At 35.2% G+C, this 16709-nt stretch carries 9 protein-coding genes; 1 reads left to right on the top strand and 8 read right to left on the bottom strand.

Annotated elements, in window-relative coordinates:
* Nucleotides 1-58 precede the first annotated feature (58 nt).
* The gene (locus tag H6589_05760; protein MCB9174095.1) at nt 59-4069 is read left to right on the top strand and encodes a gliding motility-associated C-terminal domain-containing protein; all 4011 of its coding nucleotides are present in this window, start codon (nt 59-61) and stop codon (nt 4067-4069) included.
* A gap of 78 nt (nt 4070-4147) precedes the next feature.
* Here H6589_05760 and H6589_05765 read toward each other — a convergent pair whose 3' ends face one another.
* The 8 genes from H6589_05765 to H6589_05800 form a co-directional block, all read right to left on the bottom strand.
* Complete coding sequence (locus tag H6589_05765; protein MCB9174096.1) at nt 4148-4582, bottom strand: peptidylprolyl isomerase; 435 nt, start codon at nt 4580-4582, stop codon at nt 4148-4150.
* An 89-nt stretch (nt 4583-4671) separates the two neighbouring features.
* Nucleotides 4672-5595: an aspartate carbamoyltransferase catalytic subunit gene (locus tag H6589_05770; protein MCB9174097.1), complete on the bottom strand. Its 924-nt coding sequence runs from the start codon at nt 5593-5595 to the stop codon at nt 4672-4674.
* A complete protein-coding gene (gene pyrR / locus H6589_05775) occupies nt 5588-6142 on the bottom strand; it encodes a bifunctional pyr operon transcriptional regulator/uracil phosphoribosyltransferase PyrR (GenBank protein ID MCB9174098.1) in 555 nt (184 codons plus the stop codon). The genes H6589_05770 and pyrR overlap by 8 nt, the downstream gene beginning before the upstream one ends.
* Before the next feature lie 57 nt (nt 6143-6199).
* Nucleotides 6200-7237 carry a PorP/SprF family type IX secretion system membrane protein gene (locus H6589_05780; protein ID MCB9174099.1) on the bottom strand — a complete coding sequence of 346 codons (1038 nt, stop codon included), beginning with the start codon at nt 7235-7237 and terminating at the stop codon, nt 6200-6202.
* Between the two features lie 21 nt (nt 7238-7258).
* Nucleotides 7259-12163, bottom strand: coding sequence for a gliding motility-associated C-terminal domain-containing protein (locus H6589_05785; protein ID MCB9174100.1), 4905 nt, complete (start codon nt 12161-12163; stop codon nt 7259-7261).
* Nucleotides 12164-12194: 31 nt separating this feature from the next.
* A complete protein-coding gene (locus H6589_05790; GenBank protein MCB9174101.1) occupies nt 12195-12551 on the bottom strand; it encodes a hypothetical protein in 357 nt (118 codons plus the stop codon).
* Between the two features lie 149 nt (nt 12552-12700).
* Complete coding sequence (locus H6589_05795) at nt 12701-16210, bottom strand: gliding motility-associated C-terminal domain-containing protein (GenBank protein ID MCB9174102.1); 3510 nt, start codon at nt 16208-16210, stop codon at nt 12701-12703.
* Nucleotides 16194-16625: a hypothetical protein gene (locus tag H6589_05800; protein ID MCB9174103.1), complete on the bottom strand. Its 432-nt coding sequence runs from the start codon at nt 16623-16625 to the stop codon at nt 16194-16196. Before H6589_05800 ends, H6589_05795 begins: the two co-directional genes overlap by 17 nt.
* Between the last annotated feature and the right edge of the window lie 84 nt (nt 16626-16709).

Consider the following 16709-nt stretch of genomic DNA (forward strand, 5'->3'; position numbering starts at 1 on the left):
CAACCTTGGTAACAAAGAATAAGTCTTAATAACAACAAAACATATTTAAAATTAACGAATGAAAAGAATTGTTTTATTAGCATTAGCCGCATTTTCAATAATAACTGTAAATGCTCAACGTGGAAAAGACGGAGCGAAAACTGTAACAGGGCCAGCTGAAGAAGTTAATGCTTTTACAATGCTTACTAGTGATGCAACCATTGGTGATACACTTATTAATGTTACTAGTAGTACATTATCTACAAATTTTAGTTCCAACCTTGCTGCAGGTGATTTAATCATGATTTATCAAGTACAAGGTGCGTCTATTGAAGATTCTATAACTGTACCTTCATTTCCTAACTCCTCAAAGTTTCATCATACTTGGGGTAGAATCACTAATTACAATAATGCTGGTAATTACGAATTTGTTCAAGTAAAAAGTGTTCCAAATGGAACTTCAATTGTTTTTGATTGTGCGTTGAAAAGAAATTATACTGCATCAGGAAGAGTGATGGTGGTTAGAGTTCCTAGATATTTATCACTAACCGTAAATGGTGGTGGAGTGTTAACTACATCTCAATGGAATGGATCTTCTGGAGGACTATTAGCTGTTGAAGTTTTAGGTGTTACCACTATAAATGCTGGTGGATTAATTGATGTTTCAGAAAAAGGTTTTAGAGGTGGTGTTGTTGACATTAATTCAACAAACGGTGGTTTAAGATATGCTGACAACAATCCAGTTGAGGGAGCAGAAAAAGGTGAAGGAATTGCAGGTGATCAAGCTTTTTATAGTTCAAATTTAAGTGGTAGATATTGTAGAGGTGCAGCTGCAAATGGTGGTGGTGGAGGAAATGCCCATAATTCTGGCGGTGGTGGAGGTGCTAATGCTGGTGATGTTGCTCTATGGAATAAGGGAATTGGAAATCCAGATGTTAGCTCGGCAAACTTTATTCAGGCATGGACATTGGATACAAACTTAATGGCCGTTAATAGCAACCCTGCTTTAATTGTTTCTTCGGGTGGCGGAAGAGGTGGATATTCACATTGTTCAAGTAATCGTAACGAATTAACAGTTCCTCCGAATAACTCTACTTGGGGTGGAGATTTAAGAAGGGATAATGGTGGTTTAGGTGGTCGACCTCTTGATTATTCTACTAATAAAATTTTTATGGGTGGTGCTGGTGGTGCTGGTGATGCTAACGACGTTTGGGGTGGTGATGGTGGTAACGGTGCTGGAATTGTTTTTATAAAATCTTATGGAGCGATTAATGGTGCTGGTTCAATAACTGCAAACGGTGAAGCTGGTGGTAATTCATCAGGACCTGCTAGTCCTGGTTTTGGGCAATATTCTGGAAAAGAAGGAGCAGGTGGTGGTGGTGCTGGCGGAACAGTTATCCTTCAAACTACTTCTAATGTTAGTGGCATAACGATATCAGCTAATGGTGGTAAAGGCGGTGACCAAATTATGACAACAGGTTCTGCTGCGGTAATTCAAGAAGCTGAAGGTCCTGGTGGTAGTGGTGGCGGTGGATACGTTGCTGTATATTCAGGTTCTCCAACTATTTCTGTTATTGCAGGAGTTAATGGCACAACAAATTCTCCTTTAATTTCCAATTTTAATCCAAATGGTGCAACAAGAGGTGGTGTTGGAATCTCAAACGGAACCATTACAAGTTTTGATTTAACCGCCAATGATCAAAATATTTGTGCTAACAATACAGCTACATTAACCGCTACATTTTCTGGAACAACGCCTGTTGGAGCAACTATCGAATGGTACGATGCAGAATTTGGTGGAAATTTATTACAAACTGGTCCATCATTCACTACTCCTACTCTATCTACGCAAACTACATATTACGTAAAATCTTGTCCAGGTACATTTACTATTCCTGTTACAGTATTCATAAATGCTTGTGGAACCCCTCCTGTTACAAGTTTTGGCTCTTCAGATAGCTCATTTTGTATAGGTTCTTGTATTAATTTTAGTGATTTAAGCACAGGAACACCTTCAAGTTGGACGTGGTATTTCTTTGGTTCAGATTCTTTAACTTCTAATTTACAAAATCCAACTAACATCTGCTACAATACAGCTGGAACTTTTGATGTAGCATTGGTCGCTACAAACCCTTCTGGTTCTGATTCATTATTTATTCCAAACTTTATTACTGTAAATGCCTTACCTACAATAACTACAAGCCCAGATACAGCTATTTGTATCGGAGATGCGGTTAATCTTTCTGCAACAGGAGGTACATCTTATTTGTGGGACAATGGCCTAGGTAATGGAGCTACGCAATCTCCTTCTCCTATCACAAATACAACTTACACCGTTTATGTAACAGATGCTAATTTATGTTTAGATTCTGCTCAAGTGGATGTTACTATTAATAGTTTACCAACAATTATTGCAAGTGTAGATACTACTATTTGTACCGGAGACGCTGCAAACCTTTCTGCAACTGGTGGAAACACTTATTTTTGGGATAATGGCTTAGGTAGTGGGGCTTCTCACTCACCAAGCCCCATAGTTAGCACCACCTATCATGTAATTGGTACAGATGTTAACATGTGTACAAATACAGATTCTGTCCGTGTAACAGTTGGTGCTTGTGGTTTAGCCCCTGTAGCAAGTTTCAGTTCTTCGGATAGTACTATTTGTGTTGGAAGTTGTATTTCATTTACAGACTTGTCAATCAACTTACCTACTTCATGGATGTGGTACTTCTTTGGTTCTGACTCTTTAACATCAACCCAACAAAATCCTACTAATATTTGTTACAATACCGCCGGTAGTTTTGATGTAGCATTGGTAAGTACAAACTCAACAGGTTCTGATTCATTATTTATTCCAAACTTTATTACTGTTTTTAGTTTACCTACAATAACAACGTCTCCTGACACTGCTATTTGTAGCGGTAGTAATGTTAATTTATCTGCTAGTGGAGCAAATACTTACTCTTGGAATAATGGTTTAGGAAGTGGTGCTACTCACTCTCCTAGTCCAACTATAAATACAACTTATACTGTAACAGGTACCGACCTAAATAATTGTGTTAATACTGCTCAAGTAATAGTAACTATTAATGCTTTACCTGTTTTAACTACTAGCCCTGATACATCTGTTTGTGTTGGTGACACTATAAAACTTAGAGCAAGTGGTGCAAATAGCTATTCTTGGAACAATGGTATTGGCAATGTACAAAATCCAAATGTTATTGCTAGTTCAATAAGTTCTTACACCGTTACTGGTACAGATGTAAATGGATGTGTTAATACAAGTTTAGTTCAAGTAACCATTAATGCTTTACCTATAATTATTGCTAGTAACGATGTTACTATATGTAACGGAGATACCACTACACTATCAGCTTCAGGTGGAGTTTTTTATTCTTGGGATAACGGCTTAGGGTTGGGGCAAACTAAATCTGTTTTCCCTTCAATTACGACTACTTACACTGTTACTGGTTCTAATAGTAATTTCTGTAGAAATACTGACCAAGTAATTGTAACGGTTAACAATTGTGTAACTCCTGTTGCTAATTTTACTGTATCAAACACAAACCTATGTATCAATAACTGTGTTAATTTCACCGATTTAAGCACAAGTTCTCCAAACTCTTGGTCTTGGTATTTCTTTGGTGCTGACTCCTTAACTTCTAATCAACAAAACCCTACTAATATTTGTTATAGTAATGTGGGTTCTTTTAATGTTGCATTGGTTGTTTCAAATAGTAATGGAACTGATTCTATTCATTTTGCAAATTATATTGTTGTTGATTCGTGTAATACTCCTACTCCAACTATTGTTGTAGAACCAGTGGTTGTTATTCCAAATGTGTTCTCTCCAAATATTGATGGTCAGAACGATTTATTTAAAGTTACTGGTATAGGTATTAAAACCGTTGCCATGAAAATATATAATCGTTGGGGACAAGTTGTATTTGAATCGATACAAGCAAACGATGGTTGGGATGGTAGAACCAATTCTGGTGTAAAAGTACCTGAAGGAACTTATTTCTACATTATAGATGTGGAAACGGATAAAAAAGAAACATTTACTGGCACATTAACGTTAATACGTTAGTTGGTGGAAAAAATATGCTATAAGAAAAAGCCTCGAAAATTTTCGAGGCTTTTTCTTATTATGTCTTTTTCTATAAAATCAATCCACAATCTCTATACTTAATATTTTATCACCTTGCCTGATATCATCAACAATATCAACGCCGTCTACCACTTTACCAAAACAAGTATGGTTTCTATCTAAATGAGCTGTATTTGTTCTACTATGGCAAATAAAAAATTGTGAACCTCCTGTATTTCTTCCTGCATGAGCCATTGACAATACTCCTCTATCATGATATTGATTTTCTCCTGTCAACTCACAATCGATTGAATAACCTGGTCCACCTGCTCCTGTTCCATCAGGACAACCACCTTGAATTACAAAGTTGGGTATTACTCTATGAAAATTTAGTCCATTGTAATACCCTTTCTCAGCAAGTTTAATAAAATTATCAACTGTTTTTGGGGCATCATTGTGATAAAACTCAACGGTCATATCACCTTTTTCTGTTTTAATAATCGCTTTTTTCATTTTGTTTAGTTTGTAGTTGTTAGTTTATAGTGGATAGTGTTTATATTTTTTTCTAAACACAAAACACCTTAAACTATTCACTTGTTAAATTATATTTTTCCAGCCAACAAGTATAACACAGCCATTCGAACAGCCACTCCATTTTCTACCTGATTTAATATTATAGATTGTTTACTATCTGCTACATCGCTCGTAATCTCAACACCTCTGTTAATTGGACCTGGATGCATAATGGTTATTTTCTTTTTTAAAGAGTCGAGTAATTCTTTGTCTAAACCATACAACATGGAGTATTCTCTTAATGAAGGAAAAAACTTCATATCCTGACGTTCCAACTGTATTCTTAGCATCATGGCTACATCACACCAATTTAATGCAGTTCTCAAATCTGAAATAACCTCTACACCAAGTGAAGAAATGTATTTTGGTATTAAAGTTAATGGTCCACAAACCTTTACGTTTGCACCCATTTTTTGTAGTAAAAAAATGTTTGATAAAGCTACTCTTGAGTGTAACACATCACCTACTATTACAACATTTCTTCCCTTTAAGTCACCGTATTTTTCTATAATCGAAAAGCCGTCTAGTAAGGCCTGTGTGGGGTGTTCATGTGCACCATCTCCAGCATTTACAATTTTTGCATCAACATGTTGAGATAAAAAATAAGCTGCACCCGGGTTCGGATGTCTCATGACTACCATGTCCACTTTCATGGATAAGATGTTGTTTACTGTATCTATTAATGTTTCTCCTTTTGTTACAGAAGAGCTAGATGATGCAAAATTTACAATGTCAGCAGAAAGTCTTTTTTCCGCTAATTCGAACGAAAGTTTAGTTCTAGTTGAGTTTTCAAAAAATAGGTTGGCAATAGTAATATCTCGTAACGATGGAACTTTTTTAATTGGTCGGTTAATCACATTTTTAAAATGATTTGCTGTTTCAAAAATCAATTCGATATCTTGCTTATTAAGATACTTAATACCAAGAAGGTGATTAACGCTTAATTTACTCATTTGCAGGTGTATATAATATTACTTTATCTTCCCCATCTGTCTGTTTCCACGATACTTTTACTTGTTCTTTAGTTACTGAATGTACATTTTTACCAATGTATTTTGCTTGTATAGGTAATTGTCGTTCGTAACGACGATTTATTAAAACCAACAACTCTACTTTTTTAGGTCTACCAAATGCCAGCATCGCATCTAAACCAGCTCTTATGCTTCTTCCAGTAAACAATACATCGTCAATTAAAATAACGGTTTTGTCTTCAATAATAAAGTTTAATTGGGTTTCACTTGGAATAAGAGGTTCGTCTCTTCGTCTAAAATCATCACGATAAAACGTAATGTCTAAAGCACCAGATTCAATTTTAAACTTGTTGTTTATGGTAAGTAATTCCGATTTAATTCTATCGGCAAGGAAAATTCCTCTAGGTTGAAGCCCTAAAATTACAGTATTCGAGAAATCGTTGTGGTTTTCAATGAGTTGATGAGCGAGCCTTTTAATGGTAAGATCAAAATGTGTGGCATCTAATATTACTCTATTGGTCTTTTTCATCAAAGCACAAAGATATAATATTTATCTTAATATCTTATCAAGAGTTTTGTTCTTATTTTAATCAAATCTAGAACGGCTTTTTACACCACCAAAAGGATTAGGATAAACATAGCGAATAGCTATTTCATAGGCTCCTCTTCTACCTGATGCATTACTTAACGATGATGTATTAATATCATAACTAAATGAAACCGTATAACTATCGTATTGAGCTATTGCCGAAAAAATAAGTGCATCATTCCATCTATAAAAAGCACCACCACCAATAGCCATACTTTTATTATTTTTCGTGTATTTAGATGCTTGTTGTATCACATACAAACCTTCCGAACCAAACATAATTTCATTTACAGAACCTTGTCGAGAATAAAATACATACGGTAAAATAATAAACTCTGGATTTAACCCAATAATAGCATTGGTATGCCAAATCCAACGATAATGTAAATTATCTTTTACAATATTCTGGGTTTCTATAGTTGGTTTGTTTAAATGATGCATAGATAATCCACTATTGATTAAAAGTTTTTTACCCGACAAATAATTTTCCTGATTTCTATACGTCCAAACTAAACCTGAAGTATAATCTGTTGAACCAAAAGAAATTCCAGTAAAATCTGGGCTCTCTCCAGTACTAAATGCTTGATTGTATTGATAGCCATCGAACTGACTTCCCCAAGTTAAACTCTCTACATTCGCTGAACGCTGAAAATACCCTCCTTGCATACCCAATCCTAAAGTATTTTTTTCATTAATATTAATGTGGTAAGCAACACTTAAGTTTACTTGACTGGTTTTCATTTGCGAATAACCTGACTTATCAGTAAAAGCATACAATCCTCCTGCAAAATATCCAGTTTTACTTTTTTTACCTTTCTTAAAATTCATATCATAAGCAGCCATCATACTTACAAATGGAGAACTTACACTACCCCATTGGCTACGATAATTTAAAATACCTCTAATGGTATATTCTGAACCCGCATTAGCAGGATTAATCAGTAATGGAGTCATGTTTGCTTGACTAAAATGTATATCCTGAGCCATACTCGAAATAGACATTAATAGTAATATGGAAAATATATAGTGTTTCATTTGTTAAATCGTAAATTGGTTTTATCTAAATAGTGTTACATTACCTTTTAATTCAGCATCATCACCATTTATTAGTTTTGCTTTTACTGTAAATACATATACGCCGGTATTCATTTCTGAACCATTGTAAGTTCCATCCCAACAGCCATCAATTTTATCAGACTCAAATAACATAACTCCCCATCGTGAGTAGATTCTAAACAAGACTTCTTGCAAACAGTTGCTGTAAACCATTACGCAATCATTGCTACCATCACCATTTGGTGAAAATGCATTAGGTACAAATAAATCTCCACAAATATTATCAACAGTAACAGTTACACACGAAGTATTCGGGCAACCATTTTTAGTTGTAGCAACACAATAAGTAGTTGTTTCTGTGGGATTTACTGTAGGTGAAGGGCAATTTGTACACGAAATAGCTTCGTTAGGCGACCATGTAAATGGTGTTGCTGAAGATGCTGAAATTACAGCACTTTGGCCTAATATAATTGTTGTGTCAGAATAAGCATTTATTGTTGGTAACGGTATTACATTAACAGTTGTATTTGTTGTATCAGAACAACCATTTGCTGAAACAATAACAGTATAGGTAATTGTATCTGTTGGAGCAACATTAATATTTGCAATAGTATCTCCAGTATCCCACAAATAAGATGTTCCGCCTGATGCTGTTAAAGCAAGTACATTACCAAAACATACGCTAGAATTACCACTTATAGCAGCAACCGGTTTTGGAATAACATTTACCACATGTTGAGTAGAATCTTTACATCCATTAGAACCAGTGGCTACAACCTGATAATTGGTTGAATTTACAGTTGGAGAAACATTAACAGTAGGAGTAGTTTGAGCATTGCTCCAAACATATGTACTTCCTCCTGATGCGGTTAAAATAGTTGATTGTCCGTTACAAACTGATGATGCTCCAGATATCGCTACAATTGGTAAAGCATTAACTGTAACAACTTGAGACGAAGTATTGCTACAACTATTAGCATCTGTAACGGTTACATTATAGGTTGTTGTACTTGTTGGACTAACAACAATAGAATCGTTTGTACTACTATTATTCCAAAGATATGACGTTCCTCCTGATGCTGTTAATGTGGTTGTTTGACCATTACAGATAGTAGCATTTCCTGTAATAACAACAGTTGGCAAGGAATTAACCGTAACTGCAAAATAGACTGTATCCTTACAGCCTCCAACATCAACAATTACGTCATACGTCGAGTCAGCTGCTGGCGAAACCACTAATGAATCTAAAGTTGAACCAGTATTCCATAAATATGTTCCCCCACCAGTTGCCGTTAAGGTAAATGAATTACCTGAACACAAAAAGTTTGTTCCGTTACTCGATGTAATTACTCCCGAAGGATTACTCACCACTTGAACAGTAGTTGAAGTCGTGTCGGAACAATTATTTCCATCAGTAACTGTAACTAAATAAGTTGAATCTGCCGCTGGTGAAACAGTAATAGTAGGAGTTGATGCGCCATTATTCCATGAATAAGAAGTACCACCTGATGCTGTTAATGTGGTTGATGTTCCACTACATATCATTGACGTTCCTGAAATTGAAGGTATTGGTAAAGGATTTACAGTTACAGTTATGTTTCCTGTATTGCTACAAGAGTTAGCATCAGTAACTGATACCGAATAAGTTGAATCTGCAGTTGGGGATACTACAATAGAATCGTTTGTACTACCCGTATTCCATGAGTAAGAAGTTCCTCCTGAGGCTGTTAATGTTGTTGTTTGACCATTACAAATCGTATTGTTTCCACTAAAACTTACAGTTGGTAATGAGTTTACAGTTACAGCGAAATAAGCTGTATCCTTACAACCACCAACATCTACAATTACTGAATACGTTGAGTCAGCTGATGGTGATACCACTAATGAATCTAAAGTTGACCCCGTATTCCAAATATAGGTACCTCCTCCTGATACTGTTAACGTAAATGAATTCCCCGCACACAAAAAGTTTGTTCCGTTACTCGATGTAATTACTCCCGAAGGATTACTCACCACTTGAACAGTAGTTGAAGTCGTGTCGGAACAATTATTTCCATCAGTAACTGTAACCAAATAAGTTGAATCTGCGGCTGGTGATACAGAAATGGAAGGAGTTGATGCTCCATTATTCCATGAATAAGAAGTTCCGCCTGATGCTGTTAATGTGGTTGAACTTCCGTTACAAATTAACGATGAACCACTAATTATAGGTATTGGTAAGTTATTTACCTGAACATTTATACTTGCATTATTAACACAATTTTTTGCATCAGTAACGGTAACAGAATAAGTTGAATCAGCTAAAGGTGTTATTACAATTGAATCGTTAGCCACTCCATTGTTCCAATTATAGGAATTACCTCCAGAAGCAAAAATAGTAGTGGTTTCTCCTAAACAAACAACAGAATCTCCCGAGAAACCTATTATTGGAAGGCTATTAACGGTAATTGGAATTGAAGCTGTATCCTTACATCCTGCAACATCAACTATAACAGAATATGTAGTATTTACCGTTGGTGAAACTACCAAAGAATCTAATGTAGAAGAATTGTCCCATAAATAAGTTCCGCCTCCCGATGCTGAAAGAGTTGTCGAGTTTCCAATACAAACAGAATCTCCATTTAATGCAGAAATTGTTGCCGTTGGTTTTGTTAATACTTGGACTAACGCAGCTGTAGTATCTTTACATCCAGCAGCTGTAGTTCCTATTACTGTAAAAGTTGAATCGACAGTAGGCTGAACAGCTATAGTTGTTGAAGTTGCTCCTGTATTCCAAACATAAGTTGATGCTCCCGAAGCAGTTAAATTTACACTGCTACCATTACAAACACTAATAGGGTTCGAAGAATTGATTTGAACAGTAGGTAAAGGATTTACCACAATGGTTTGAGTTAATGTTTGTTTTGCTCCACAAACGCCACTTACTATAAGTGTATATGTAGTTGTTGTAGATGGTGCAACAGTAATATTTGGAGTTGTTTCGCCAGAAGGCAACCATTCATAAGAAGATGCTCCAACAGGACCAACTAAAACAGTACTATCTCCGAAACAAAGTGAGGGTTTGGTGGTTGTAATATTTGGAAACTGAACTCCAGCATTTGCCGAAATGGTATAACTACAAATATCACCGGCATAACCATCAACCATTAGGTAATAATCATTTCCAATAGTAAGGTTGTTAGCTGTTATTGTAAACCCAGTAGAGTTTTCTTTAAAATCTGAAACAGGAACAAAATTACAACAGCTTCCATTAGAGGCAAAAATTTGCATTTGTATACCTCCAGATGGATAGTTTCCTACCCAACAATTACCTATTGCAACATTTAAAATAGCTGTTGTATTTGATGCTGTAAACTTTATCCAAGAATTATTATTGATATTAACATCAAACAATGGAGCTCCAGTACCCCAAGGTCCTGCCTGACCAAAAATACCACCAGTATTAACACCGTCAGGTTGATTAGCACCTATTATAGTGTCTTCATTGTTTCCATACATGTTACAAGGTCTGTCTGGCGTATAAGCTGCACTTGTTGATGCGCTATAACCATTCAAATCGCAAATGTATAATGATGAAGCACAGAAATCATTGGATGCTGAAGAAACGCATAACCCAAAATTACCAGCACTTGTTCCATAACCCCAATAACGAATATAATAGGTTGCCCCTGGTGTTAATCCTGTAGCATTGATATACGGTTTTAAATCGTTTGCCGAACCCGGATAGTTATGATCGTCAGAACATGCTACTTGAGTTAATGCTCCACAAGCACCACTATACAAAGCCATTACACCATCATTAATACCATAACCCGGTTGTGTAGTTATAGTTATTTGTCCGTTTGCAGGAATCACTACACTAAACCAAACATCTTTAGTCCCAGCTGCAAAACCACCCTGTTGTGGAGCTGAACCTCCAACACATGAAGCAGGAGTTGGTGCTCCCATAGATGCCGTAGCACCTACTGTTGAGAATTGTAAAAAATTACAGCTTGAATTCGGATTTGGTAAAGCTATAGCATTACAAGGTTCGTCATTAGTAGGTATAGCAGAAGCAGATGGACCGGTAACACAAATATTAAATGTACCTCCTCCTCCACTATAATAATCATAAACTCTAATAAAATAAGTAGAACCAGGAGTTAAACCGACAGCATTAATTACTTCATTTCCATCTGTAAAACCATTATCCATACATTGTATTGATGTTGGAGAGGCGCAAGTACCTGAATACAATTGCAACACAGCATCCATAGTAACAGAAGGATCAACAGTAATTGTGGCTGTAGTATTAACAGCAGTAAAACTATACCAAACATCATCATCAGCTGTTCCTGCACAACCTAAAAGAGATTGAGTTGCACCAACTGTTGTTCCTGCCGTATTAGAGCAAACGGTATTAACTAATAAATTTATTGCTCCACTACATAAATCGTTTGCAGGTGCTGGAGGTGGATTAGTAACACAAATGGTAAAAGTATTTGAACCTGAACCAGCTCCATAATGATAAACTCTAATTCGATATGTTGCACCAATAGTTAACCCTGTAGCATTGATGGTTTCCGTTTGACCTGTAAATGTTGCATCCATACAAGAGATAGTTGCTAATGTTGCACAAGCACCCGAAAACAATTGTACAACAGGATCATAACCTGCACTTGGAACAACATTAATTTGATGACTTGTCGCTGTTGCAACAAACTGATACCAACCATCATCATCAGCATTACCAACACAACCTGCAATATTTTGAGTAAATCCAGCAGTAGAACCAGCGGTAGGGCTTGAACAATTAGCAGTAACGGAAAGTACTGTTGCTGCAGAACAATTATCAGATTGAGCTAAGGCACTATTGTAAGAAAAGGTAAAAAGCAAAAAAACTAATACAACGTATAAATGTTTCATAAATGAATTACTTTAAAAGAAAAAAGTGTGATTAATTACTAAACGGTTCTATGGTTAACTCATTAGGTATCAATCCATTTTGAGTAATGATTTTTTTTAAATCGGTTATTTCAAACATCTCTTGACCTTCAGATGTTCTTGAGTACTCTTCAACAATTACTATTAACTGACCTACTTTTGTTTCTGGTTTTAATACTGATTTACAAACAGAAACTCCTTTTAACCCTTCAATTTCTTTAACAACCACATCCATATCAATAGTAGGTTCTAAACCGGAAAATGAATACGAATATAAAGTTTTAGTTAATTCTGCTTTGGTTTGAGATGAAGCCGACAATGTAAAAAATAATAGTACTATTGTTAATGGTGTAAGTCGTTTAAGTAGCATAGTTAAATTTTATTATTTATATATAATAACAGTTAAAATTTTGTGTAACTAACAAATATAAGTTAAAAATCTTATTTCAACCTTCCTTTTTAAACAAAAAAAGAGGGCAATTAAGCCCTCCTTCTTCAAAACTAAACTAAACATGTATCTTAATGCAGAAGAGTTACTGTTCCTGTTTTTTCAATAACAACTCCATCAAAGCTTTTTGCTTTAAGTATAAAGAAATAAGTTCCATCTGTTGCATCGCCCCCATCCCAGAAGTCAGAAGGAGAAGTTATTTCATACATTTTTAAACCCCATCTATTATAAATTAACACATTCAATTCTTCTATAAATGTTGTTTTTATTAAAAAGTTATCGTTTTTATTATCTCCGTTAGGTGTAAACACATTTGGAATTAATATTGAATATTGGTCACTTACAACAATAACTACCCTTGCAGTATCAAAACAACCAAACCCATCTGTTGCTATTAAAGTTGCAACAAAATCTCCATAAGTGTTATATGTATTTGATGGATTTGTTAATATACTTGAATTTCCATCTCCAAAAATCCATTGATAACTAGTTGCACCTGTACTTTGATTTGAAAAAGTAACTTCAAGTGGTGCTAATCCTGAAGTTGGACTAACAACAAAGCTTGCATTAACCGCATTAATTTGTCCAACTACAACTTGTTGAGAAGTAGAACAACCATTATTGTCAATCACAACTAAATCATAAGTGCCTGTTGACAATCCTAAAAATGAATTACCTACCTGAGTAGTCGTTCCATTGTCAATACTATAAGTTAACGTCCCATTACCTGAAGCAGTTACGGTTATTTGACCATCAACAGAAGAACAGTTCTCATCAACAACTGAAACATTACTTATAGTGGGCGCATTTGCCATAATTAATACTACTTGCTGTGTTGCTAAACAACCTACAGAATCTGTCACCACAATATCATAAGTCGCACTAGCCAATCCTGTAAAAGAGTTTCCTGATTGTGATGTAGTTCCATTATTAATGCTGTAAGATATCATTCCTGTTCCACCACTAACATTTATTGTTATAGATCCATTACTGTTTCCACAAGATGGTTGAATAGAATTTATACTAGTAATTGAAGGATAACCTGCATCTATTAGATTAATTACCTGAGTAGTTTGGCAATTTAGCGAATCTTTAACTACTATAGTATAAGCACCATCATTTAAACCTGAAAATGTTGATGATGATTGGAAAGTTGCACCATTGTCAATGCTATAGGATAAAGAACCTACTCCTCCACTTGCTGAAACTACGACAACACCGTTATTATTATTACATGTTGGGTTAGTAGTTGAAACATTTGAAATTACTGGAGCACCAGCAGCAGAAATAGCTACAATTTGATTAGTTTGGCAATTCGAAGCATCTTTAACAACAATAGTATAATTTCCTGAAGCCAAGCCATTAAAAGAATTACTCAACTGGAAAGTTGAACCATTATTGATGCTATAAGTTAATGTTCCGTTACCTCCACTTGAAAAAATTGAGATAGACCCATTATTTACTCCACAAGATGGATTTACAAATATAATACTATCAATAATTAATGCTGTACTAGGATTAATCATCACTTGTTGATTTGCTTTACAACCCAACGAATCTGTTACAACAACATCATATGCTCCTGAAATTAATCCTAAAAACTGATTTCCTGACTGTGTAGTTACATCATTATCAATACTATATAACAAACTACCTGTTCCTCCTGAAACACTAATTGTAATAGTTCCGTTTACATTTCCACATGAAGTATGAACTACAGTTACGGAATCAATAAAAGGAGCATTACCAGAAGGTGACAATACAATAATAGTATCCTTACTGCATCCTTGTGTGATATCAGTAATTGTAACAGTATAAGTACCAGAACCTATACCCACTAAATCTTCAGAAACAATTCCTCCTCCCCAATCAAAACTATAATTACCAGAGCCATTACTTACAGTAATATCAATACCTCCATCATTATTAGCACAAGAAGGACTTGTGGTTACAGCAGCAACATCAAAACTACAACAGCTTGGACTCATATTAATGGTAACATTATCAGTAGCTATTACACAATTGTTACTATCAGATGCTGTTATTGTATAAGTTGTATTACTAGTTGGGCAAACCGTGGGATTAAGTGTATTTGAATTTGTCATATTAGTTGTTGGATTCCAAGAAAAACTAGCTGGATAGCTAATTTCAGGATCATCAAAAGAAATGGACCAACCCTGCAAAGTCCCAACTCCAAAACCTAATCCTCCAGGAGCATTAACTTCAAGATTCCATACTCCATTTGGTGTACAGCCATTTAAGTTTGAAAATGGCTGACTTGGGTTCCAGTTTCCTGATGTTGGAAACCCTCCTCCAGTAATATTGCCTCCTCCAGAAGGAACAAAACAAACATTTGTATAATTTGTGCCTGTTGCCACACCTGCGGGAACAAGAGTAATCTGACAACCATTTGGCGTTGTTAAAATAACATCAAAACTGCTAATGTTTAAATTACATGTCGCACCAAAAGCAATCGGCGTTCCATTACAATTACAACCACCAAATGTGGTGCAAATTTGAGTTCCAGAAAAATTAAACCCAGTTAAACATACCTCTGTAATTGACGAAGAAGTCAGACTTGTTTGATTCAAACCAGTAACATTAATATTCATATCTGCACTTCCGCTTGTAACAATTGATGTTTGAGCATTAGTGTATGTTGGTGTCGATGCAGGACTAATAACAACTTTTGACTCCCCTACTATCTGCACACATTCTCCAGGACAAATACTAGTATCAGGAGCAGCAGAAACAGTTACAACTGGATTTTTAACACCTACAGTAATAGTTTGTGTACAAGTATTAACACCATTAGTAATTTGAGCTGTAAAAGTACTATCGTTAGATAAACATATTTGAGTTGGATTAACCCCTCCACTAGAGCCTAAAGGATACGTATAAGAATCGTGCAACCAAGAGATACTAGAGTTTGGGTCATTTAACGTAATTATTACGTTATCAATACCCCAGTGATCGTAAACCGCACCACTTACTGCGTCCTGGTGCCATCTTATCATGGTATTTGCAGTCATTGCACCAGATGGTATAGCAAAGCAATATTGATTCCACGATGTTAGCCCAGGATCATTACCTCCATTTGGATCCCAATAATTGATATTCGTCCAATTGGTTCCTCCGTTTGTAGAATATTGCAAATAAACACCTTCATCTGGCTCATCAGGACCTTCACATGGCGAAGCATCTCCTTGTATCGAATAACGCATTTCAAAACAAACTGTACCGCCTAAAGTCAAGTCAAATCCAACTGTAGTCATATCTCTTGGGTTAACCGAAGCATCTCCCATCCACATAAAATCAGTTCCATCTGGTGATGGCACTCCACAAGTATTATTACCTATTGTTACAGTTTGTGTAAACTGCCAACCTATAGGTGACCCGCTATTAAAATTTTCTTGGAAAGCAATATTACCATCCATGTTACCATAAGCAGAAAGTGTTACACATCCTCCACAAACAACTGTATCAGGACTTGCAAATAAGTTTAAAGTACATTGTGCATAATTTTTCGAAAATGGTAAAATTAAAGCTACAGTTAATACTAGTTTAGTTATTGTTTTCAATGGTTATGTTTTTTAATTCATACTTTGTTAATACTCTTACATTATCTAAATCTAACATTCTAGAAAAAAGGCTCAATTGCTTGTCTTCTACCTCACATCCACCACTAATCCTATTGTTTTTTAAAACAATAACTGATGATTCGTTTTCATTCGTATTTGCACCGCATGTATTACAAACATTGTTGTACCACAATTCCTTTTTAAAAGAAATTGTTATTTCATTTGAATTGTTGTTTACAATTTCTAAAAATAAATATTGTTTAGCTGTACCTTGACTAGAATTTATACAATCTGTTGGTTTTATAAAAATTTCAACTCCATTATCTGAATAATAAAGAGTTTTTAGCTCGTCGGCTTGTTGACTAAAAGCATTACCATACATGATAATGCTAAAAATTAAAAGTATATACTTCATTATAAGCTTATGTAAAAGTTAAATAAATTTTATGTGGTTTAAAAATATTAAAATTTTGTTAAATATTATTAACAAAACAAAGCG

It is taken from the genome of Flavobacteriales bacterium (genome assembly GCA_020635795.1).
Taxonomy (GTDB): domain Bacteria; phylum Bacteroidota; class Bacteroidia; order Flavobacteriales_E; family Vicingaceae; genus Vicingus.